Raw genomic sequence first — 22,034 nt, forward strand, 5'->3', positions numbered from 1 at the left:
GATGAGCGTGCGCTTCCTGCTGGACGGCGAAGTGGTCGAAATCGCCGATGTCGATCCCACCGCCACGCTCCTCGATCATCTGCGCTATACGATGCGGCGCACCGGCACCAAGGAAGGCTGCGCCGAGGGCGATTGCGGCGCCTGCACTGTGCTGGTCGGCGATCTGGATGGCGACGCCATAGCCTGGCGCGCGGTCAATGCCTGCATCCTGTTCCTCCCCATGCTGCATGGCCGCGCGCTACTGACGGTCGAAAGCCTTGCGCCCGTCGGCGGCCTCAACCCGCTTCAGGCTTGCATGGCGGCCAATGGCAGTTCGCAATGCGGCTTTTGCACGCCCGGTTTCGTCATGTCGCTTTATGGTCGATGCGTCGGCGCAAGCGGCCATGACCTGCCAGTCGCCGACATAGTGGCGGGCAATCTGTGCCGCTGTACCGGCTATGGCCCGATATTGGCGGCGGCGGATGCTACCGGCCCGCTGGAACGCGACGACAGCGCGACCATCGCGGCGCTCAAAGCGCTGAAGGAAACGCCCGCTGCCTTCGGCCAGCATGGCGACCGCCGCTGGTTCGCGCCGCGCAGTTGCGCCGCGCTCGCCGACCTGCTCGCGCAATATCCAGACGCGCGCATGGTTGCGGGCGCTACCGATGTCGGCCTGTGGGTGACCAAGGGGCTGCGCAGCATCGACACGCTGATCTTCCTGGGCGACATCGCGCAATTACAGGGGATCGAGGAAAGTCCCGCTGGCGTCCGACTGGGCGCGGGGGTGCGTTATGCCGATGCCCATGCAGCCTTTGTGCGCCTCCATCCCGATCTTGGCGAACTGACCCGGCGGATCGGCGGATTGCAGGTCCGCAACGCAGCGACGGTCGGCGGCAATATCGCCAATGGATCGCCAATCGGGGACGGCCCACCCGCCTTCATCGCCCTGGGCGCAGAATTGACCTTGCGCAGCCGGGATGGTCGGCGAACGATGCCGTTGGAGGATTATTTCCTCGACTATGGCAAGCAGGACCGCCGTCCGTGGGAATTTGTCGAAAGCCTGTGGATTCCCCGGCCCGGCCCCGATTCCGTCATTCATATCGCCAAATTGTCGCGCCGTTTCGACAGCGACATTTCGGCGGTTTGCGGCGCTTTCCATCTGACCGTGCGGGATCGGCATATCGCCACCGCGCGCATCGCCTTTGGCGGCATGGCCGCCACGCCGCGCCGCGCGCCGCTATGCGAAGCCGCGCTGATCGGCCAGCCATTCACGCTGGCCACAATGGAGCAGGCCGCCCAAGCCCTGCGCGCCGACTATGCCCCGCTGTCCGATGTGCGCGGGTCCGCTGCTTACCGGCTCGACGTTGCCGCCAACCTGCTGCCGCGCCTGTGGCACCGGGCGCAGGGCCAGGCCGTGTCGGTGCTGGATCTGGACGCTGCCCATGGCTGATCGCGATTCCGCCTGGAGCGTGCTGCCAAAGCCATCGCACCCGCACGACAGCGCGCATCTGCATGTCACCGGCGCGGCCCGCTATGCCGATGATGGGCCGGAACCAGCCGACATGCTCCACCTCGCCTTTGGCCAGAGCGCCCATGCCCATGCCCGCATCCTGTCCATGGACCTGTCCGCCGTCTGCGCTGCCGAAGGCGTCGTGCATGTATTCACCGCCGCCGACATAAGCGGCGCGAACGACGTCAGTCCGGTGGCGGGCGATGACCGGCTACTTGCCGATGGCGAAGTGATCTGCGTCGGGCAGGCCATTTTTCTGGTCGCCGCCACCAGCCAGCGCGCCGCGCGAAAGGCCGCACGGCTTGGCAAGATCGACTATGAACCGCTGCCCGCTTGCGTAACGATCGAGGCGGCACAGGCGGCCAACTCGCTCATCGAACCAACCCAGCGCATGGCACGCGGCGACGCCGACGCCGCGCTGACGACTGCGCCGCATCGCCTGACCGGCAGTTTCGACATGGGCGGACAAGATCATTTCTATCTGGAGGGGCAGGTCGCTGTCGCGACCCCTGGCGAGGATGGCCAGATCCATCTGCTCAGTTCCACCCAGCATCCCAGCGAAATCCAGCATCTGGTCGCCCATATGCTCCATCGCAGTTCCGCCGACGTGACGGTGGAAGTACGGCGCATGGGCGGTGCCTTTGGCGGCAAGGAAACGCAGGCCGCCCTGTTCGCCGCCGCCGCCGCACTGGTGGCCGACAAGACCGGCCGCCTGGCCAAATTCCGCTGCGACCGTGACGATGACATGGTGATGACCGGCAAGCGCCACGCTTTCCGCATTGGCTATGACGTCGGCTTCGACGTTTCGGGCCATGTGCTGGCGCTGCGCCTGCGCCTTGCATCCCGCTGTGGTGCTACGGTCGATCTGTCCCCGGCGATCAACGACCGGGCGATGTTCCACGCCGACAATTGCTACTGGCTGCCTGACGTCGAAATCCTGTCGGAGCGGTTGAAAACCAATACCGTGTCCGACACTGCCTTTCGAGGCTTTGGCGGGCCGCAGGGGATGCTGGCGATAGAGCGGGTGATGGACGATGTCGCCGCGCATCTGGGTCATGATCCGCTGGATGTGCGGTGCGCCAATCTCTACGGCCCCGGTCGCGATGTCGCCCCCTATGGCATGACCATCGCCGACAATATCGCGCCGCAACTCATCGCCCGGCTGCGCGCCGACGCTCGGTACGACGCCCGCAAGGCCGCGATCGCCGCCTTCAACGCTGCCAGCCCGATCATCAAGAAGGGGATAGCGCTTACCCCGGTCAAGTTCGGGATCAGCTTCACCACCACCCACCTCAATCAGGCTGGCGCACTGGTGTTGGTCTATGCCGACGGCTCGATTCAGATCAACCATGGCGGCACGGAAATGGGCCAGGGTCTGTATATCAAGGTGGCGCAGGTCGTCGCAGACGTGTTCGCCGTGCCGATCGACCGGGTGCGGATCACCGCCACCCGCACCGATAAAGTGCCTAATACGTCCGCCACTGCCGCTTCGTCGGGCGCGGATCTGAACGGCATGGCCGCCTATAATGCCGCGATCACGATCCGCGACCGGCTCACCGGCTTCCTCGCTCGCACCTTTGGTTGCGCCGACAGCGACGTCCATTTCACACCCGACGGCATCCGCGCGGGGTCCGAATGCCTGACCTTCGCCCAGCTTTGCCGCAAGGCGCATATCGGCCGCATATCGCTCGCCGCCACCGGCTATTACGCCACCCCCGGCATTGCCTATGATCGCGCCGCGCATCAGGGTCGCCCCTTCTATTATTTCGCTTATGGCGCGGCGGTGGCGGAAGTCGCGATCGACACGCTGACCGGCGAACATAAGGTGCTGGCCGTCGACATCCTTCATGATGTGGGGCGCTCGCTCAATCCAGTGATCGACATCGGCCAGATCGAAGGCGGCTTCATTCAGGGGCAGGGTTGGCTGACGACCGAGGAACTGATCTTCGACGGTCAGGGCCGATTGCTTACCCATTCGCCCGCGACCTACAAGATTCCGACCGCATCGGACCGCCCCGCCCATATGACGATCAACCTGTGGGACGGCGAGAATGTGGAACCGACGATCAACCGATCGAAGGCCGTCGGCGAACCCCCCTTCATGCTCGCTATCTCGGTATTTTCAGCCCTGACCCGCGCCGTCGCCGCCGCCGCTCCCGATCGCCGCGCGTTGCCGCGCCTCGACGCGCCCGCCACGCCCGAACGCATCCTGCGCGCGGTGACGGAGCATCGCGCCCGATGACCGACTGGCTGGACTGGTTGCGCGCCGTCGCAGGCAAGGAAGCGTGCGCGCTGATCAGCATCGTGGCGAGCGAAGGCTCCGCGCCGCGCGGCGCAGGTACGCGGATGCTCGTTACCGCCGACACGCTCCATGGCACAATTGGCGGCGGACAGCTTGAATATCGCGCGGTGGAGCAGGCCCGCGCCATTCTGGACCATCCACCGGGACATTGGCGGGTGCAGGATTATCCGCTGGGACCGTTGCTGGGACAATGTTGTGGCGGGCGGGTGCGGCTGCTGATCGAGCATATCGCCCCGACTGCGATGGACTGGCTGGCGGACGCAGCCGACGAGCGCATCCTCGTTTCGACCTTCATGCCCGACCGGGTGGAACGCCACGTCAACGACCATGCCATCCCATCCAGCCTGTCGGCGCGCGGCGACCGCCCCCGCACGGGTGACAGCGTGGTGGAGAGCATCGGCCAGCATCGCAGACCGATCTATCTGTTCGGGGCCGGCCATGTGGGGCAGGCGATTGCCCGCCACGCCGCCAACCTGCCCTTCCGCCTCGCCTGGTTCGACACGCGCCCGGTGTTTGAAACGATCGAAGGCGTCGCCGTGGTGCCGGAGGCCGCAATCGAGCAATGCGTTGCGGACGCACCCGATGACGCCGCCATTCTCATCCTGACCCACGACCATGCACTGGATTATCGTCTGACCCTTGCCGCCGTCCGTCGCCCGCCCTGCGCCTTTACCGGCCTCATAGGTTCCGCCACCAAGGGCGCGCGCTTTCATGCCCGGCTGACGCGCGACGGCATCGACGCACAGGCGCGCGCACACCTGACTTCGCCGATCGGCGTGCCGGGCGTCTCGGGCAAGGAACCCGATGTCATCGCCATCGCCGTGCTGGCCCAATTGCTCCAATTGAGGGCGGTATGACGCAAAGCTCTAAGGGGATTTGGGGCTTTCGCGGCGAACTCCTGTCAGTATCACGCGACCCGCATCATCATCCCGATGCAGTGCGCCACGAACCGGACGGTCTGTTGGTGGTGGAAGATGGCATCGTCGTCGCGCGCGGCGATCATGCGACGCTGGCGCCCCGCTATCCGGGCCTGGCGATCACGCATCTCCCCGGCCTGATCGTCCCCGGCTTCATCGACGCCCATGTCCATTATGCGCAGATGGACCATATCGCCTCGCACGGCGAACAACTGCTCGACTGGCTCGATCGCCATATCTTCCCGGCTGAGAAAGCCTTTGCCGAGCGCGCTCATTCAGATCGCACCGCGACGCTGTTTCTGGACGAATTGCTGCGCAACGGCACGACCAGCGCACTGGTCTTTCCCACCGTCCATGCCCATTCGGTCGACGCCCTGTTCGACGCGGCGCTGCGCCGGAACATGCGCATCCTGTCGGGCAAGATCTTGATGGACCTTGGCCCCGATGGACTGGCCGACACAGTCGATAGCGGGCGCGAGGAGAGCGACTCCCTGATCCGCCGCTGGCGGGGACGCGGGCGCCTTGGCTATGCCGTGACGCCGCGCTTTGCTCTTACATCCTCGGACGCGCAGTTGCAGGTTGCGGGTGCCTTGCTCGCCGACCATCCCGATGTGCTGCTACACACGCATCTGGCCGAAAATGTCCGCGAATGTGCTGCTGTGGCGGATCGCTTTCCGCAGGCGCAGGATTATCTGGACGTTTATGACCGCTTCGGTCTGGTCGGCGACCGGTCGGTCTTTGCCCATGGCGTCCATCTGTCCGACAGCGCCTGCACCCGACTGGCGCAGAGCGGCGCGGGAATTGCCGTCTGCCCCAGCTCCAACCTGTTTCTGGGATCGGGTTTCTTCGACTTCACGCAAGCGGATGCCCATAGGGTACGCATCGGCCTTGGCACCGATGTCGGCGCAGGCACGTCTTTCTCCCTGCTCCATACATCGGGCCTTGCCTATCAGGCCGCACTTGCCCGTGGTACCCCGCTCGATCCCTTCCGCGCCCTTTATCTGGCGACGGCGGGCAGCGCCGCCCTGCTCCACATTGACGACCGGGTCGGCGGTCTGGAGCCGGGGCAAGAGGCCGATTTCGTCCTGCTCGATAGCAACGCCACCCCGCTGCTGGCACGCCGCACGGCAAACGCCACGCTTGCAGAACGCCTCTTTGCGCTGCAAATCCTCGGCGACGACCGCGTCATCGCGCGGACCTATATTATGGGCCAATGCGCCTGGGACCGACAAGGCATAGCATCATGACCGATCTCGACAGCTTCATCCGCGCCTTGCCCAAGGCCGAACTCCATCTGCATATCGAAGGAAGTCTGGAGCCGGAACTGATGTTCGCTCTTGCCAAGCGCAACGGCATCGCCATCCCCTATGCCAGCGTGGAGGATATCCGTGCTGCCTATGCCTTTGGCAATCTTCAGGATTTTCTCGACATCTATTATGCCGGGGCGGACGTGCTGCGAACACAGCAGGACTTTCATGATCTCGCCACCGCCTATTTCGATCGCGCGGCGGCGGACGGCGTGGTCCACGCCGAACTCATGTTCGATCCGCAGACCCATACCGATCGCGGCATACCCTTCGCCACCGTGATCGAGGGGCTGCTCTCGGCCATGGCCGACGCACAAACGCGGCACGGCATCAGCAGCGCACTCATCCTCTCCTTCCTGCGTCACCTGAGCGAGGAGGCGGCGTTCGATACACTCGCCGCCGCAGACCCCTGGCTCGACCGCATCGCCGCCGTCGGCCTCGATTCCTCCGAAAATGGCCATCCGCCCGAAAAATTCGCCCGCGTGTTCGCCACCGCCGCCGCCAAGGGTCTGCGCCTGACCGCCCATGCCGGGGAGGAAGGCCCACCCGCCTATGTCTATCAGGCGCTCGACCTCCTGCATGTCGATCGGATCGACCATGGCAACCGCGCGCTGGAAGATGACGCCCTTGTCGACCGGCTGGTGCGCGAAGCCATGACGCTGACCGTCTGCCCGCTCTCCAACCTCAAGCTATGCGTCGTCCACGATCTGGCCGATCATCCGATCGACCGGATGCTGGCGCTCGGCCTGCGCGCGACGATCAATTCGGACGATCCCGCCTATTTCGGCGGCTATATCGCCGATAATTATCGCGCGGCAGCGGTAGCGCGCGGCCTCACAAAGGCACAGCTTGGCGAACTCGCCCGCAACAGCTTCACCGGATCGTTCTTGCCAGCGGACGCCATCGCCGCCCATCTCGAACGACTGGACGCCTATCTATGAGGCTGCTCGCGACTCTCCTCGTCCTACTCATGACCATCGGCCTCGCCCATGCCGATACGCCCAAACGCAAGGTGATCATAGATGATGAGGGCTTTGCGCTCATGCACCTCATGCTGCTGGAATCGCCCGATGTCGATGTGCTGGGCATCACTACGGTAACGGGCAATGCCTGGGCCAATCGCGCAACCGCCATGGCCCTGCGCGGGCTGGAAATCGCCCACCGCACCGACGTGCCGGTCGTGCAGGGTGCGACCTATCCCCTGCTCAACACGGAAGTCCTGACCGATCGCTGGGAAGCGCTCTATGGCAAGCTGACATGGAAAGGCGCGTGGATGAAGCAGTGGGTCGAACCGACCCAGCAAAGCACCCCGCCCTATTTCGGTCCCAACGATCCGGTAGTCCTGCCCGAAGGCAATCCGACGACCAAAGCGCGCGACGAAATCGCCGCCAATTTCCTGATTCGCATGGTCCGCCAATATCCCGGCGAAGTGACGATCATCGCCGCCGGGCCGCTCACCAACCTGGCGCTCGCCCAGCGGCTCGACCCCGCCTTCGCCAGCCTCGCGAAGGAGCTGGTCTATATGGGCGGCTCGCTCAATCCCCGGCAAGCGCTCGACAATCGCGCCGCTGCCGATTTTGCCCGCGAATTCGTCAACACGCCGCGCCGCGAATTCAACATCCGCTTCGACCCCGAAGCCGCCAGCATCGTCGCGCGCAGCCCTTGGAAGGCGATCACTATCGTCCCCGTCGACCCCTCGACCGGCACCCAGCGCAGCCGGTCGCTGCTCGACCGCATGGCAAAATCCGCCAGCCCCGACCTTGCTCGCTTCATCGCCGCGATGGAACCCGGCTTCCCGCTGTGGGACGAGATCGCAGCGGGCGTCTGGCTCGACCCGACCCTCGTCACTGACCAGCAGACGCTCTATGTCGATTATAACAGCCAGTTCGGCCCCGGCTATGGCGACATGCTATCCTGGTTCGCGCCCTATCGCCCCGGCCTTGGCGAGCAACCCGCCACTGTCATTCGCACGATCGACGCAGCCCGGCTGGAAGCCTTGATGGTCCGCCTGATGGCCAGCAGCCAGGCAAAAATGACCGTCGCCAGCCCGACCGCCAGACGCTAGGATAGGGCCATGACGATCAAGCTCATCTGTCTCGATGCCGACGACACGCTGTGGCACAATATGCGGCATTTCAATGCGACCGAAGAAGCGCTGGTGGCCATGCTCCAGCCTTTTGCCGACGCCCATATCGCCCGCGACATGCTCAACGCCTGCGAAGGGCGCAATCTCAAACTCTATGGCTATGGCGCGAAGGGTTTCACGCTTTCGATGATCGAAACGGCAGCGGAACTGGCCGGCGACCATCTGTCCAAAGGGATGATCGAGGATATTCTTGCCGCCGGGCGTGCGCTGCTGGCGCATCCGGTCGATCTGTTTGACGATGTGGCTGACACGCTGGCGGCGCTGGCTCACCGGGGCCAGTTGGTCCTGGTGACCAAAGGCGACTTGCTGCACCAGGAATCGAAACTGGCTGCCTCAGGCCTGGGCGATCTGTTCAGCGGTATCGAAATCGTCAGCGACAAGACGGAAAATACGTTCCGCCGCGTGTTCGGCCAATATAGCGTGGCCGCACATGAAGCGATCATGGCGGGCGATTCCCTGCGGTCGGACATTCGCCCCGCGCTGGAGGCCGGTGCGTGGGCCGCCTATATTCCGCAGGAAGGTGCCTGGGTCCATGAAATTGCGGACACGCCGTCCGACCATCCCTGTTTCCGTCAGCTAGACCGCCTCGCCCAGCTACCCGACGTCATCGACGCGATCGGTTAAAGATCGTCGGCACCCAGCCAATGTTCGGTCTGCGGCGGCAGATATTGGGCCATGCGGTCCAGCAGGACTTGCGGATCATTGTCGATCAGCAGCATCGCGCGGTGGCGGGGCTGTAGAAAGCCTTCCTCCACCACGGAGTCAATGAAGGTGGACATCGGCGTATAGAAGCCGTTGACGTTGAGCAGCCCGCACGGCTTTTCATGATAGCCAAGCTGCGACCAGCACCAAGCCTCGAATATCTCCTCAAGCGTGCCGATGCCGCCGGGCAGGCACAGGAATCCGTCGGCAAATTGCGCCATCATCGCCTTGCGCTCGTGCATCGTCTTGACGACGTGCAACTGGGTCAGCCCCGGATGATCATGCTCCCGCGCGCGCAGCGCTTCGGGAATGACGCCAATCACTTCGCCGCCAGCCGCGCAGACCGTGTCCGCTATCACGCCCATGAGCCCGACGGTGCCACCACCGTAGACAAGGCCGATGCCTCGCTGCGCCAGCAACCCGCCGACCCGCTCGGCGGCTTCCCGATAGACCGGGGAATTGCCGGGCGACGACCCAAGATAGACGCAGATCCGCATATTGTCCCCTTCGCTCTCAGCCCAGCCGTTCAGGCACGGACAGCGCTTCCTCGACGATCGCGCCCTTGGTGGCGACCGCTTCCCAGGGGAATACGAACCAGCGCTTATCCTCGTCCCGGTCGATGATCTGCGACCAATAATCTACCGTCACGCGCGACCGGCTGTTGGTGATGATGACGGCAAAGCGCAGATTGTCCGCCCGACATCCATTGTCCGCCAGCAATTGCCGCACATAATCGATCGTGCCGCCGCTATCGTTTATATCGTCGATAAACAGCAGGCGCAGCCCCGCGGCACTTTTTGCCGCCACCTTGGCCAGCAGTTCGTCGGCAAAGCCAGGCACCTTGGAACTATGGTCGATCGACAGCATCGGCAGCGCGGTCTGGTGCGAGATATAGACCGCCGGGACCAGCCCGCCCCGCCCGATGCCGATGACGAAATCCGGCTTCCAGTCGCCTTGTTCGATCGACTGCGCCAGGCTCTGCACATCGGCCAGAAAAGCGTCGTTGGTAATATAATGAAGTTGTGGCTCAGCCGATTCGTGCATGACGATATAGTCCGTTGGCGATCAGGAAATTAGCCCGTTATCGGGTCTGCACGCATTGGGCAATTGGCAGGGTGCGCTATGCTCAGTCTTTGGCAGCCCCATCTATGGATATTGGATAGCTGAGTTGCGGGAATCCCGTCTCAATTTCCTGCAACACGATTCCCGCCGCATAAGAGGGCGTGCGTGCCGACGCAGTGCATAGCGCCAGCGTCATCGGCCGCAGGACCGGGTCTGAAATTTTGGTAAAGCACAGGATCCCGCGCCGCACTTCGGTAATGACGTCAAGCGAGGTCAATATGCCGATGCCGACCCCTTGCGTGACGAGCGAAGTGATCATCTGGATATTGTCCGACGCAACGGCCCGGTCGATTTCCACCCCCGTTGCCCCTTCCAGCACGCTGATCTGTTCATATACGGCCAGCGGCTCGGCCGGGACGATCAGCTTGGATCCGACGCAACTGGAAAAGCGCGCTTCCCGCTTCATGCCCAGCGCATGGCCCGTCGGCGTGACGAAGCCCAGCACGACCTCGACAAAGGCGCGCACCGCCAGATCGCGGACCGTCTGCGGCTCAAAGAAAATGCCGAAATCCACCTCGCCCCGCGCCGTTGCCCGGCGCACGGCGTCATTTTCCAGCACGCGCACGCCAATCGTGATGCCGGGATATTTGGTCTGGAGCGCCTGAATCGCTGCCGGGATATAGCCTTTGGCCAAAGCGTCGATGACCGCGATGTCGACATGCCCACGCTTTAGGCCGCGCAGATCTTCTATCTGCGCGCGGACATCGACCATATTCTTTTGCCACTTGCTGCCCGCCGCCATCATGATTTCGCCCGCCGCGGTCAGGCGCAGCCCGGTCGGCAACCGCTCGAATAATGGCATCCCCAGATTGGCTTCGACGTTCAAAATCTGTCGATCGATCGCGGACGCCGATACATTCAGCTCATCCGCGGCCCGCCGGATCGATCCTAAACGGCCTACTGCTATGAAATAGCGCAGAAATCTTGAAAGCGCCGGCATACCCACCCTATTTTTTGCAACACTGCGTCGAATTCATTGCATTTGATCGCATCAGGTCAAGCCCCTAGTTGCAATACACGTCACAGCGCCTTGTGACGTGTCCGACAGGTCACGGCTGTGCAGATCGTGCGGACAGGGGCTGCGGCATGGCACCGCATGGGGAGAAGCATAGTGACGCAGTTGCACGAGCATAGCCTGCGTCTTTGCCGCTGTTCGACTGCGGCTGCTCACACGGCGCCCGGCTCTGGTCCTGTCGCGGCATTTACGCACCCGCATCGCCAGAAACCATAAGCCACGATGCAGACTGCCTGGCCGATGACGAACCACAAGACATGCCCGTAAAAATATAAAATCACACAAGAAAATGGAGAGGAAAAGGAGAATTAACCAGCAGGGCGATCCTATTTTGCCGCTCCTGCTCAAAGGGGGGTTTTATATAAATGGCGAAATTTCACCGATTGCACGCACCGAATAACGGCCGGTCGCACCGCACATTGGCTCTGATGGCCACCGGGCTGCTGTCCTGCACCGCGCTGACATCGCCGGTTCTGGCCCAGGCACCGGCCCCGGCCGACGCAGCGGAACAAAGTGCCGAAATCGTCGTCACAGGCGCACTCGAAGCGCTGCCGCTCAAGGATGTCGGCTCCATCTTCGGCTTTAACAAGACACTGCTGGAAACCCCGCGCTCCGCCTCTACCATCAGCAGCGAACAGATCGAACGCTTTGGTATCACCAACATCTATGATCTGGTCGCGCAATCGCCCGGCACCTTCACCAACAGCTTCTTTGGCGTCGGCGGCGCGCTCGACATTCGCGGCACGCCCGGCGAAGTCTTTTTCCGTGGCGTTCGCCGTCTCGACAATCCGGGCAACTATCCAACGCCGATCGGCGCGTCCGAACGGATCGACATCGTGCGCGGCCCCTCCTCGCCCATTTACGGCCCGTCCAAGACCGGAGGCTACATGAATTTCGTGCCAAAATCGGCGCGCGTCGCCGGTGGCGCACTGATGAGCGCACCGGAAGGCGAAGTCAGCTATACCCGTGGCAGCTGGGACTATAACGTCCTCAAAGCGCAGGTGCGCGGCCCCGCCAAAATCGGCGCGACGGAACTGGGCTACAGCCTCTATGCCGAAATCGAGGATTCCGGCAGCTATTACGACAATATGTCGACCAAGCAGACGATCCTGCAAGCTGCCTTCGACAGCCAGATCACTGATAGCATCCGCATCGAATTCGGCGGCATGTACCATAATTTCAAGGGTCAGCAGAATGGCGGCTGGAACCGCCTGACGCAGGATCTGGTGGATAACGGCACCTATATCACCGGCAGCGCCAAGCCGCTCGATACCAATGGCGACGGCCAGCTTTCACAATCGGAATTTCGCGCCGGCGGCAATTTCAACCCGTTCGGCACATTTGGCTGCGCCGCTGGCACGGCGACGCCGGGAATATCTGCTGCCAATTTCACCGACGCCTGCCTGAACGCCAGCTTCTCCAATCTGGCGTTGCAGAATGTCGGCACCACCACGCTTAGTCGCCGCAAAACCCTGACCGGCAAGGACGATCGCCTCGATAACATCGCGAAAACCGGCTATTTCGACATCATCTACAATGCCGAGAGCGGGCTTGAAATCAAGAATCAGCTCTTTTACGACGGTATCGAGAATATCAACGAGAACAGCTATGGATTCTCACAATTCCACAAATCCTGGGTGATCGAAGACAAGATCGTCGCGTCCAAGACCTTCGACAGTTCGGCCGGCAAATTCTCGTTCCAGCTTTCACCGTCGATCCGCTACACGAAATTCCTGCACGGCGACGATTTCAACTTTGAATATTTCCACCGTGTCGACCTGACACAGGGCTATACGCCCTTGTCGGACCGGCTGCTTTCGACCGAGTGCGACTGCAACTATACCAATTATCTCAAGGGCCATTATACCGACCTGGGCTTCGCCGCCCTCACCGATCTCGATTTCAATTTCGGCCTGGATGTCGTCCTTGGCGCCCGTTACGACAAGGTGAAGGTCAATTCGACCAACATCGTCGAAAAGCTGCAAACCGCGCCCGGCGTCGTGACCGGGAAAGGATCGAAGGGCGGCTGGTCTTGGAATGCCAGTGCATCCTACAAGCTGCCGTTCGGCGTCATCCCTTATGTAACGGCGTCACGCCAAACCACCGTGATTGCAGGTCAGGGTTCGGAAATCGACCCCGGCACGGCCGTCGGCGACACATTCCTGACCGCGTCCAAACTGATCGAAGGCGGCATCAAGGGCAGCTTTCTCGACAACATGCTCTACACCGCCGTGTCGGTGTATAAGCAGGAGCGGACCGACCATAATATCCAGTCCTCGACCGTCAACCAGTCGGTCGAAACAAAGGGTGTAGAGGCGGAATTCCGCTGGTCGGTCGACAAGCATTTCCTCATCACTGGTGCCTATACCCACACGGTCGTCACCAATTTGAGCTTCCTCGACGCCGGGACGACTTTCAGCTTCTTTGGTATCGAAGATCTGATCAACGTGTCCAACCCTGCGGCAACGCTGGGTGGGCAGGTCGGCGGCCTTGTCCCCATTCCCAACAAGGCGGCGGCCGCGCGGGCGGGCATTCCCAAAAATCTCTACTCGCTGACCGGCACCTATTCGTTCGACAATGGCCTCGCTTTCTCTGCCAGCGTGGTCAAGGTGGACTCGGTCTTTTCGGGCCAGTCGCGGGTCGTGAAACTGCCTGCCTACACGCTGGTCGATGTGGGGGTTTCCTACGAGATGGACAGTTGGCTGTTCCGTCTGAACGTCAAAAACCTGACCAACGAAACCTATTATCGCGCCAACTTCACCGAACTGTTCGGCAGCACGATTGTCCTGCCCGAACGGCCACGCAGCTATCAAGCGACGATTTCGTATAAATTCTGATCGGAAGGGGGGACGTCGGGCTGCGCTCGCGTCCCCCTCTCATCGCAAGGACAGACTATCATCATCCGCTTACCCACATCTGCCGTCTGGCTTGCCAGCGCCTGCCTTGCCTTACTGCCGCTGACCCCGGCACAGGCCGCGCCTGCCGCCATCGCGCAATGCGCGCCCGGCGCAGCCTGCGCCACGCCAATGCCAGTCCGTGTCGTCATCGTCTCCATGTTCGAAATCGGCGAGGATAGCGGCGACAAGCCGGGCGAATTCCAGCTCTGGAAGGAACGGCGGCATCTCGACATGCGCATTCCCTTCCCCCAGTCCCATCATGACCTCTATTATGATCCCAAGACGCAGGTGCTGGGCATGGTGACTGGCATGGGCAACATCAAATCGGCAACGGCCACCATGGCGCTGGGTCTGGACCAACGGTTCGACCTGTCCCACGCCTATTGGCTGGTCGCGGGCATTGCGGGCATCGACCCGCAGGATGCCTCGATCGGTTCGGCGGCCTGGGCGCGCTATCTGGTCGATGGTGACCTCGCCCATGAAATCGACGCGCGGGAAATTCCTGCCGATTGGAAAAGCGGCTATTTCCCGCTGCATAGCAAAGGTCCAAACGACCCCAGCCCGCCGGTCGGCCAGGGCGAAATCTTCGAAATCAACCCCGCCTTGCGCGACTGGGCCTATGACCTGACCAAGGACATGGTGCTGCCCGACGATCCTTCGATCCGCAAGGAGCGGGCGCGCTTCACCAACCATCCCATGGCCCAACGCCCGCCTTTCGTGCTGAAGGGCGATCAACTGGCCGCCATAACCTTCTGGCACGGCGCGCGGATGACTGACTGGGCCAATGACTGGGTGCAATATTGGACACAGGGGAAGGGCGAATTTGTCACCTCCGCGATGGAGGAAACCGGCACCTATCAATCGATCGTCTATCTCGACCAGATCGGCCGGGTGGACAAGGACCGCTTCATGGTACTGCGCGCGGGCAGCAACTTCACCATGCCGCCGCCCGGCGACACTGCCGCCCATTATCTGCTGACCGAAAATGAGGGCTATGCCGGCATGACCGCCGCGCTGGAAAGCCTCTATCTGGTCGGGTCCAAAGTGGTGGACGAACTGGTCGGCCATTGGGATCGTTACGAAAAGACCGTGCCGCAATAGCATGACCCTTACCGTCATCCGCAACGCCGACGTCCTCGTCTGCATGGACGATCCCCGGCGGGAGATAGCCGACGGAGCCGTCGCGTTTCGGGATGGGGTTATATTGGCGGTCGGGACCACGGTGGACCTGGCATCCTGGCTGGCCGAAGCGGATGCGGTGGTCGACGCGCGCGGCTGCGTCCTCACCCCCGGCCTCGTCAACACCCACCATCATCTTTACCAGTCGCTGACCCGCGCTCTGCCCGGCGCGATCAACGCCTCGCTGTTCGACTGGCTCAAGCGGCTCTACCCCATCTGGGCGCAATATCGACCCGAAGACGTGTTCGCCGCGACTCAGCTTGGCCTTGCGGAACTTGCTTTGTCGGGCTGCACCCTGACCTCCGATCATCTTTACCTCTTCCCCAATGGCGTGACGCTGGACGACACCATCGCCGCCGCGCAGGGCATTGGCATCCGCTTCCACCCCACGCGCGGCGCGATGAGCGTGGGGGAAAGCGACGGCGGCCTGCCGCCCGACAGCCTGGTCGAGGATGAGCGCGCGATCCTGAACGACACGATCCGCGTGATAGACCGTTTCCACGACGCCAGCGAAGGGGCCATGGTCCGCGTCGGTGTCGCCCCCTGCTCACCCTTTTCGGTCAGTCAGGGGCTGATGCGCGATGCCGCTTTGCTCGCCCGTGACAAGGGCGTGATGCTGCACACGCATCTGGCCGAGGATGCCGACGATGTCGCCTTCTCGCTCGAACGGTTCGGCTGCCGCCCCGGTGACTATGCCGAAAGCCTGGGCTGGGTCGGCCCGGACGTATGGCACGCCCATTGCGTCCAGCTCGACGCGCGCGAAATCGCCCTGTTCGCACGGACCGGCACCGGCATCGCCCATTGCCCCTGCTCCAATTGCCGCCTCGGCTCCGGCATCGCTCCGCTCAAGGCGATGTTCGATCAGGGCGTGTCCCTTGGCCTTGGCGTCGATGGATCGGCCTCCAGCGACAGCGGTAACCTGCTGTTGGAAGCACGGCAGGCGATGCTGCTCCAGCGCGCGATCGGTGGACCCGCCGCCTTCGATCCGCGTGACGCCCTCTACATCGCCACTCGTGGTGGCGCACAGATGCTCGGTCGCCATGACTGCGGCGCGATAGAGGCGGGAAAACGCGCCGATATCGTCCTTTGGGACGGTGTGAACTTCGCCTCCATGGGTGTCTGGGACAAGGTTGCAGGCCTTATCCTCAGTCCGCCCACAGGCGCGCGCGATGTGTTTGTCGAAGGCCGAGCGGTCGTGCGCGACGGGCAATTGGTGCAGGCCGACCGCGCCACCATCCTGCGTGCGGCAAACCGCTCGCTCACTCGCCTGATGAGCCTGGCCTGATGGCCCAGCCGCCTGCCAGCCTTTGGAGCGCCCCATGACAGCAACCGCTTTCCCAGTCTCCGAAGGCAGCACTGCCCACGCCACCGGGATCATGACGGCGGACCAAGCCCGCGATCCCGATCATTTCCCCGGCCTATCCGTCGCAATTCCCTTGGGTATCCAGCATGTGCTGGCGATGTTCGTCAGCAACCTGACCCCGGCGATCATCGTGGCGGGCGCAGCCGGTTTCGGCTTCGGATCTGCCGATCCTGCCCCCATGATCTACATGATCCAGATGGCGATGCTATTTGCGGGCATCGCGACCCTGATGCAGACGATCGGCATCGGCCCGGTCGGCGCGCGCCTGCCGATCGTTCAGGGTACCAGCTTCGCCTTCCTACCGGTCATGATCCCGATCGTCGCGGGACAGGGGGTGGCGGCGATGGCGCAACTTACCACCGCTGCCATCGTCGGCGGCCTGTTCCACGCCTGTGTCAGCGCGTGCATCGGTCGTATCCGCTTTGCCCTGCCGCCCATGATCACGGGTCTGGTCGTCCTGATGATCGGCCTGTCGTTGATGCGGGTGGGTGTGCAATATGCCGCCGGGGGCGTCGCGGCGCAGGGAACGCCAGCCTATGGCGCAGGCATCAGCTGGCTGCTGGCGGGCATCGTTGTGGTCGTGACGCTGGGCCTCAGCTTTTACGGGCGGGGGCTATGGTCGACTGCCTCGGTGCTGCTCGGCCTCGTGACAGGCTATGCCGTCGCCGCGCTGATGGGTCGCGTATCACTTGCGCCCGTGGAGGCAGCCGGATGGGTCATGCTCCCCCAACCCTTCCATTTTGGCTTTGCCATATCGCTACCGGCGATCCTGGGCTTTTGCCTGATGGGTTTTATTTCCGCGATCGAATCCATCGGCGCAGTCTCCGCCATTTGCGAGGGCAGCGCCGGACGCCCTGCAACTGACCGGGAACTGATCGGCGCGACGAGCGCAGATGGCCTGGGCACGGCACTGGCCGGTATTTTCGGCGCGATGCCCAACACCTCCTTCAGCCAGAATGTCGGACTGATCGCGATCACCGGGATCATGAGCCGTCATATCGTCACCATCGGCGCACTGTTCCTGATCCTGTGCGGCCTGGCCCCCAAGATCGGCGCATTCATCACCACGATCCCGATCGAAGTGCTGGGCGGCGGGGTGATCGTGATGTTCGGCATGGTCGCTTCTGCTGCGCTATCGATCCTGTCGGGCGTGGACTGGTCGCAGCGTAACATGTTGATCTTCGGCGTCGCCCTGTCGATCGGTATCGGGCTGGAACTGGAACCGGGCGCGGTGTCGCATCTGCCCGACACCGCGCGCATGATCCTGACGTCGGGCGTTCTGCCCGCCGCGGTGGTCGCGGTCATCCTCAACCTTGTCGTGCCCAACCGGATCAGCGCGGGATAGCCTCGAATATCTCCAGCTCACGCTCCAGCTTCGCCTGGCTCGCAGCCTTCGGATTGGCCGCCAGCCAGGCCTTGCACCCCGGTGCAGCCATGATGGCGCACGCTGCGACGCGGCCGCCGCCTGCCCGGTCCTGCCACAGGCTGGCACCCGGCAAGAAATTATAGTGCAAACCGTCCCGCACGATTTGCTTGAGATCGGCATAGCGCAGCCCCTGCTCCGTCACGGCGCGCAGATATTCGTTGGTCATGTCGCTGCGCGATACGCCTTCGTCGTCGGTGGACAAAACCACCGGCACGCCCGCCGCACGGTAAAGCGAAAGCGGGTGATCCTGTCCTTTCACACCCAGGATGACGGCATTGCTGGTCAGGTTGATTTCCACCGCCACTTGCTCTTTCGCCATCCGGGCGAGCAGCGAAGCGGCGTCCGTTTCATAGGCAATGTCGATACCATGGCCGATCCGCCGCGCACCGGCGACCTCCACCGCATCGCGAATATGAAACGCCAGATCGCGCGACGGCACCAGCCCCAATGTCAACTCCCCCGCATGAAGCGACAGATTGACCTTGGGATGCCGCGCCTTGAGGAATGCGATCATCCGCATGTGCAGCGCATAGTCCCGCACAGCCACGGGATGATGCTCCGGTGCCGCGATATTGATGCCGACGAAACGCGAATCGGCCTCTGCCAGCGCAAAGCCGAAGGCCAGCTGCGCAAACACCTGCGCGGGCGGACTGGTACGGATCGCAGTGTAGAGATAGCGCATCTCCACTCCACAGGCCGATTTGGCATTTGCTGTGCCGCACCCGTCTATCGCCGCACCCTGCGCATCATAGCCGTCATAATCGGCTCGCGCGCTGGCTATCGCGTCGGGCAACAGCGGCGCTATCTTGGCATGAAGAGCGGCAAAATCGCTTGCGTCCGCATCGGCCATCTTCAGGCCCAGCATCCAGCCCGCCCGCGCACCGCTGCCCAGTTCGACATAGGATACATGATCGGCCGCCGCCTGCTGGCGCGTCAAAGCCATGGCTTCCCCCACATGCCGACTATAGGCAGCGCCGAACGCATCGAAAGTCGCAAAGAAGCGATCATAGCCCGACACCGTTGGATCACCCACGCCTGCCTCGAACCCGCGCGTCGAGAAAGCGTCGATCGCGTGCGAGTAACGGGGATAGTCGCGCTCCAGCCCGGTGGCCGCGATCCGGCCCGGACTATCGCAGGGCGGTTCGACGATATGATAATTATCGGTCGCAATGCACAGGCCGTCCGTCGCCGCCCAACGCAGATAATCCTCGGCAAAATTCGCGCCGCCCGCATGATTATGCAGGTCGCCTCCCTTGGGCATGGCCTGTAGGAAGATGCGCAGGCGCGGCGGGCTATCGGCGATCCGATCCAGATAGGCGGCTGTCCGCGCTTCGTCGGACACAGCGCCCGCCGGTGCCCGCGCCATGACTGGCCCCGCGCCCATCAGCAGCGCGATCAACAGTGCAGCCATCCGCATCATGATACCCCCATGTGGCGGCCCTTCTGACGAGGACGGCTATGATGTTCAATGACGATATTACGGACATCGCGTTGCCGAAATCAGAGCGCTTGGCACCATTGCCGTGCCTGAGACGGAATCGACATGGCCTTTGCCCAAGCGTCCTAATTTTGCGTCTCCGCCGTCCCGTTAACGGCAATGGACGCCATGGGGATTCCTCCATAGGCCAGCGCTGATCTCCATTTGAGGGAAGAAGGTGGACTGCGGGTCGCCATCCGTTGTGGGGAAATGAGGGAGGTGGCGCACCGCTGCCTGTGGGACGATAGGATTGCAATTGATGGACCTGCGCTGGCGTCCGACTTTGCATGCTTGCGTGCTGGCGCTCAGTGCGCTCGTCGCAACGGCGTCGGTCCTTGCGCGGCCCGATGATGCGCATCCCTTGCCCACCGCTGCCGCCGCAATAGCACCGCAAGCTGCGCCTGCCATATTGGGCGATTATTGTTCGCGCTGCCATAATGACAGCGACAGAATCGCCAGCCTCTCGCTGGACGATCTGCAACATGCCGACCTGTTGCATGGTGCCAATCTCGACATCTGGGAAAAGGTGCTGCGCCGGACGCGGCAGGGCGAAATGCCGCCGCTCAACAAGCCACAGCCCATGTCCGCTGCCAGAGCCGCGTTCGTCCAATGGCTGGAAAATGGGCTGGATAGTTATGCCGCCGCCCACCCCGATCCCGGCCGCTCGACCATCCGCCGCCTGAATCGCGTGGAATATGCCAATGCCGTGCGCGACCTGCTGGCGCTCAAGGTCGACGTCAGCCGGGAATTGCCACAGGATAATTCGGGCTATGGCTTCGACAATATCGCCGATGTGCTAAGTGTCTCGCCGACCCTGATGGACCGCTATATCGCGGTTGCCGGCAAAGTGGGACGGATGGCGACCGGCCTCACCTCCCGCCGCGAATTTGTGACATCCTATGAAATCCCCAAGGACGGGTCGGTGATGAACTCCGGCCGCCCGGCTTATAATGAGCGGGCCAGCGACGACCTGCCGCTCGGCTCGCGCGGTGGCGGGGCGTTCACTTATTATGCCCGCTACGATGCGACCTATGAAATAAGCGGCTGGCTGAATGCCAATACCAACAATGAAACCGATCGGCAGAAGGAGGACAAGGTCAGCGTCCGCGTGCCGCTCAAAGCGGGCGCGCATGTCATCGGCCTGTCCTTCCGCCGCCAGATCGCCCCCGACGAAAGCGTCCAGACTCTGCGCAATGATCTCGACAAGGTGCCGGTCCCAACCGACGCCCCGGTAATGCTGCCGATGGACGTGCTGGTCGACGGGGTGCGGGTCAAATCGGTCAAGGTGCCATCCTACCGCATGTCGCCACGCTATTCGCAGCAGAATTTCCCGCGCGATGCGCTTCAGATCGACGTCGCCGGACCGATTGCGCCACACGGCATCGGCAAGACGCCCAGCCGCGAACGCATCTTCCTGTGCAATCCCTCCCGCGCCACGGCACAAGCCGCGTGCGCCCGGCGCATCGTTGCCACGCTCGCCCGCCGCGCCTATCGTCGCCCGGTCACGGACAGCGATATACGGCCCCTGATGCGCGTCTACGACACCGAACGGGCGCAGTCCGATTTCGAACATGGCGTCGAAGCGGCAGTGGAGGCGATCCTTGTCTCCCCCAACTTCCTGTTCCTGGTCGAGCAGGATCCGGTCGGCAGCGCCCCAGGCAGCGTGCGTCGCCTGACCGACCTGGAACTGGCGTCGCGCCTCTCTCTCTTCCTGTGGAGCAGTATCCCCGACGAAACGCTGCTGCGTCTGGCCGAAACCGGGCAGTTGCAACAATCCGCTGTGCTAGATGCGCAGGTCACACGGATGCTGGCCGATCCGCGTGCTGATGCCCTGACGAAGAATTTCGCGGGCCAGTGGCTATATCTGCGCAATCTCGATCAGCAACGGCCAGACATCGCGATATTCCCCAAATTCGACACTCGCCTGCGCAGCGCCATGGCCCGCGAGACGGAGATGTTCTTCAGCTATGTGCTGCGCACCAACCGCAGCCTGCTGGATTTCATTGCAGCAGACTACAGCTTCCTCAACCAGCGACTAGCCGACCATTATGGCATAAACGGCGTCAATGGTCCGGCTATGCGGCGGGTCAATCTGGATCCTGCGTCGCATCGCGGCGGGCTGCTGGGTCAGGCCAGCATCCTGACCGTCACTTCCTATGGCAACCACACTTCGGTCGTTAAGCGGGGCAAGTGGATTCTCGACAACCTCCTCGCTGCGTCGCCCCCGCCCCCGCCGCCCGATGTGCCCGCCCTTCAGGACAAGCATGACGGCCGCAGCTTGACCGCACGCGAGCAATTGGAATTGCACCGCAAAAGTCCGGCCTGCGCGGCCTGCCACGTCAAGATGGACCCGCTGGGCTTCAGTCTTGAAAATTTCGACGCGATCGGTGCTTTTCGACAAAATGATGCAGGTCAGGTAATTGATGTGTCGGCAAGGATGCCGGACGGGACGCAATTTTCGGGCCTTGCCGGGCTTCAAAAGATTTTGCTGGCGAGCAAGGATGAATTCGCCAACGCCTTTACCGAACGGCTGCTGACCTACGCGCTGGCTCGCGGCGTCGATGCCCGCGACATGCCCGCCATCCGCACGATTGGCCGGGGCGCTGCGCAGGACGGCTACCGCATCCAGACGATCGTCAAGGGCATCGTACATAGCGATCCCTTCACCCTGCGAAGGACGAATGGGAAATGA

The 22,034-nt window shown here is 62.8% G+C and carries 16 protein-coding genes; 12 read left to right on the forward strand and 4 right to left on the reverse strand.

Features of this window, described 5'->3' with window-relative positions; all coding sequences use genetic code 11:
- The first annotated feature begins 1 nt into the window (after position 1).
- From xdhA to SPBM01_RS17310, 7 genes are read left to right on the forward strand one after another with little or no spacing between them, the layout of a single operon-like run.
- The gene (gene xdhA / locus SPBM01_RS17280; protein WP_188062775.1) at positions 2 to 1,429 is read left to right on the forward strand and encodes a xanthine dehydrogenase small subunit; all 1,428 of its coding nucleotides are present in this window, start codon (positions 2 to 4) and stop codon (positions 1,427 to 1,429) included.
- Positions 1,422 to 3,731, forward strand: a complete 2,310-nt coding sequence (xdhB, locus tag SPBM01_RS17285; RefSeq protein ID WP_188062776.1) for a xanthine dehydrogenase molybdopterin binding subunit — start codon at positions 1,422 to 1,424, stop codon at positions 3,729 to 3,731. The genes xdhA and xdhB overlap by 8 nt, the downstream gene beginning before the upstream one ends.
- Positions 3,728 to 4,648: a xanthine dehydrogenase accessory protein XdhC gene (gene xdhC, locus SPBM01_RS17290; RefSeq protein ID WP_188062777.1), complete on the forward strand. Its 921-nt coding sequence runs from the start codon at positions 3,728 to 3,730 to the stop codon at positions 4,646 to 4,648. Before xdhB ends, xdhC begins: the two co-directional genes overlap by 4 nt.
- Positions 4,645 to 5,955 carry a guanine deaminase gene (guaD, locus tag SPBM01_RS17295; protein WP_188062778.1) on the forward strand — a complete coding sequence of 437 codons (1,311 nt, stop codon included), beginning with the start codon at positions 4,645 to 4,647 and terminating at the stop codon, positions 5,953 to 5,955. The genes xdhC and guaD overlap by 4 nt, the downstream gene beginning before the upstream one ends.
- Complete coding sequence (locus tag SPBM01_RS17300) at positions 5,952 to 6,956, forward strand: adenosine deaminase (protein WP_188062779.1); 1,005 nt, start codon at positions 5,952 to 5,954, stop codon at positions 6,954 to 6,956. The genes guaD and SPBM01_RS17300 overlap by 4 nt, the downstream gene beginning before the upstream one ends.
- Complete coding sequence (locus SPBM01_RS17305; RefSeq protein WP_188062780.1) at positions 6,953 to 8,080, forward strand: nucleoside hydrolase; 1,128 nt, start codon at positions 6,953 to 6,955, stop codon at positions 8,078 to 8,080. The genes SPBM01_RS17300 and SPBM01_RS17305 overlap by 4 nt, the downstream gene beginning before the upstream one ends.
- A gap of 9 nt (positions 8,081 to 8,089) precedes the next feature.
- Entirely contained in the window at positions 8,090 to 8,785 is a 696-nt protein-coding gene (locus SPBM01_RS17310; protein ID WP_188062781.1) for an HAD family hydrolase, read from the forward strand.
- On the opposite strand, the gene SPBM01_RS17315 is transcribed toward SPBM01_RS17310, so the two are convergent.
- The 3 genes from SPBM01_RS17315 to SPBM01_RS17325 all read right to left on the reverse strand — a co-directional run bounded on the left by SPBM01_RS17315 (position 8,782) and on the right by SPBM01_RS17325 (position 10,925).
- Positions 8,782 to 9,360, reverse strand: a complete 579-nt coding sequence (locus tag SPBM01_RS17315) for a TIGR00730 family Rossman fold protein (RefSeq protein WP_188062782.1) — start codon at positions 9,358 to 9,360, stop codon at positions 8,782 to 8,784. The genes SPBM01_RS17310 and SPBM01_RS17315 overlap by 4 nt on opposite strands.
- Before the next feature lie 16 nt (positions 9,361 to 9,376).
- A complete protein-coding gene (locus SPBM01_RS17320) occupies positions 9,377 to 9,907 on the reverse strand; it encodes a phosphoribosyltransferase (RefSeq protein WP_188062783.1) in 531 nt (176 codons plus the stop codon).
- An 82-nt stretch (positions 9,908 to 9,989) separates the two neighbouring features.
- The gene (locus tag SPBM01_RS17325; protein WP_188062784.1) at positions 9,990 to 10,925 is read right to left on the reverse strand and encodes a LysR family transcriptional regulator; all 936 of its coding nucleotides are present in this window, start codon (positions 10,923 to 10,925) and stop codon (positions 9,990 to 9,992) included.
- A 440-nt stretch (positions 10,926 to 11,365) separates the two neighbouring features.
- On the opposite strand from SPBM01_RS17325, the gene SPBM01_RS17330 reads away from it, so the two are divergent.
- The 4 genes from SPBM01_RS17330 (at position 11,366) to SPBM01_RS17345 (ending at position 17,784) form a co-directional block, all read left to right on the forward strand.
- Positions 11,366 to 13,837, forward strand: coding sequence for a TonB-dependent siderophore receptor (locus SPBM01_RS17330; RefSeq protein WP_188062785.1), 2,472 nt, complete (start codon positions 11,366 to 11,368; stop codon positions 13,835 to 13,837).
- A 189-nt stretch (positions 13,838 to 14,026) separates the two neighbouring features.
- Positions 14,027 to 14,998, forward strand: a complete 972-nt coding sequence (locus SPBM01_RS17335) for a purine nucleoside permease (RefSeq protein ID WP_262504244.1) — start codon at positions 14,027 to 14,029, stop codon at positions 14,996 to 14,998.
- 1 nt (position 14,999) lies between these two features.
- Positions 15,000 to 16,361: an 8-oxoguanine deaminase gene (locus SPBM01_RS17340; protein ID WP_188062786.1), complete on the forward strand. Its 1,362-nt coding sequence runs from the start codon at positions 15,000 to 15,002 to the stop codon at positions 16,359 to 16,361.
- Between the two features lie 34 nt (positions 16,362 to 16,395).
- Complete coding sequence (locus SPBM01_RS17345) at positions 16,396 to 17,784, forward strand: nucleobase:cation symporter-2 family protein (RefSeq protein ID WP_188062787.1); 1,389 nt, start codon at positions 16,396 to 16,398, stop codon at positions 17,782 to 17,784.
- On the opposite strand, the gene SPBM01_RS17350 is transcribed toward SPBM01_RS17345, so the two are convergent.
- The gene (locus tag SPBM01_RS17350; protein ID WP_188062788.1) at positions 17,771 to 19,285 is read right to left on the reverse strand and encodes an adenosine deaminase family protein; all 1,515 of its coding nucleotides are present in this window, start codon (positions 19,283 to 19,285) and stop codon (positions 17,771 to 17,773) included. The genes SPBM01_RS17345 and SPBM01_RS17350 overlap by 14 nt on opposite strands.
- 316 nt (positions 19,286 to 19,601) lie before the next feature.
- Between SPBM01_RS17350 and SPBM01_RS17355 the strand changes: the two genes are divergently transcribed.
- Positions 19,602 to 22,034 carry a DUF1592 domain-containing protein gene (locus SPBM01_RS17355; RefSeq protein ID WP_188062789.1) on the forward strand — a complete coding sequence of 811 codons (2,433 nt, stop codon included), beginning with the start codon at positions 19,602 to 19,604 and terminating at the stop codon, positions 22,032 to 22,034.

The sequence above is a fragment of the Sphingobium sp. KCTC 72723 genome (assembly GCF_014280435.1).
In the GTDB taxonomy this organism is placed as follows: Bacteria; Pseudomonadota; Alphaproteobacteria; order Sphingomonadales; family Sphingomonadaceae; genus Sphingobium.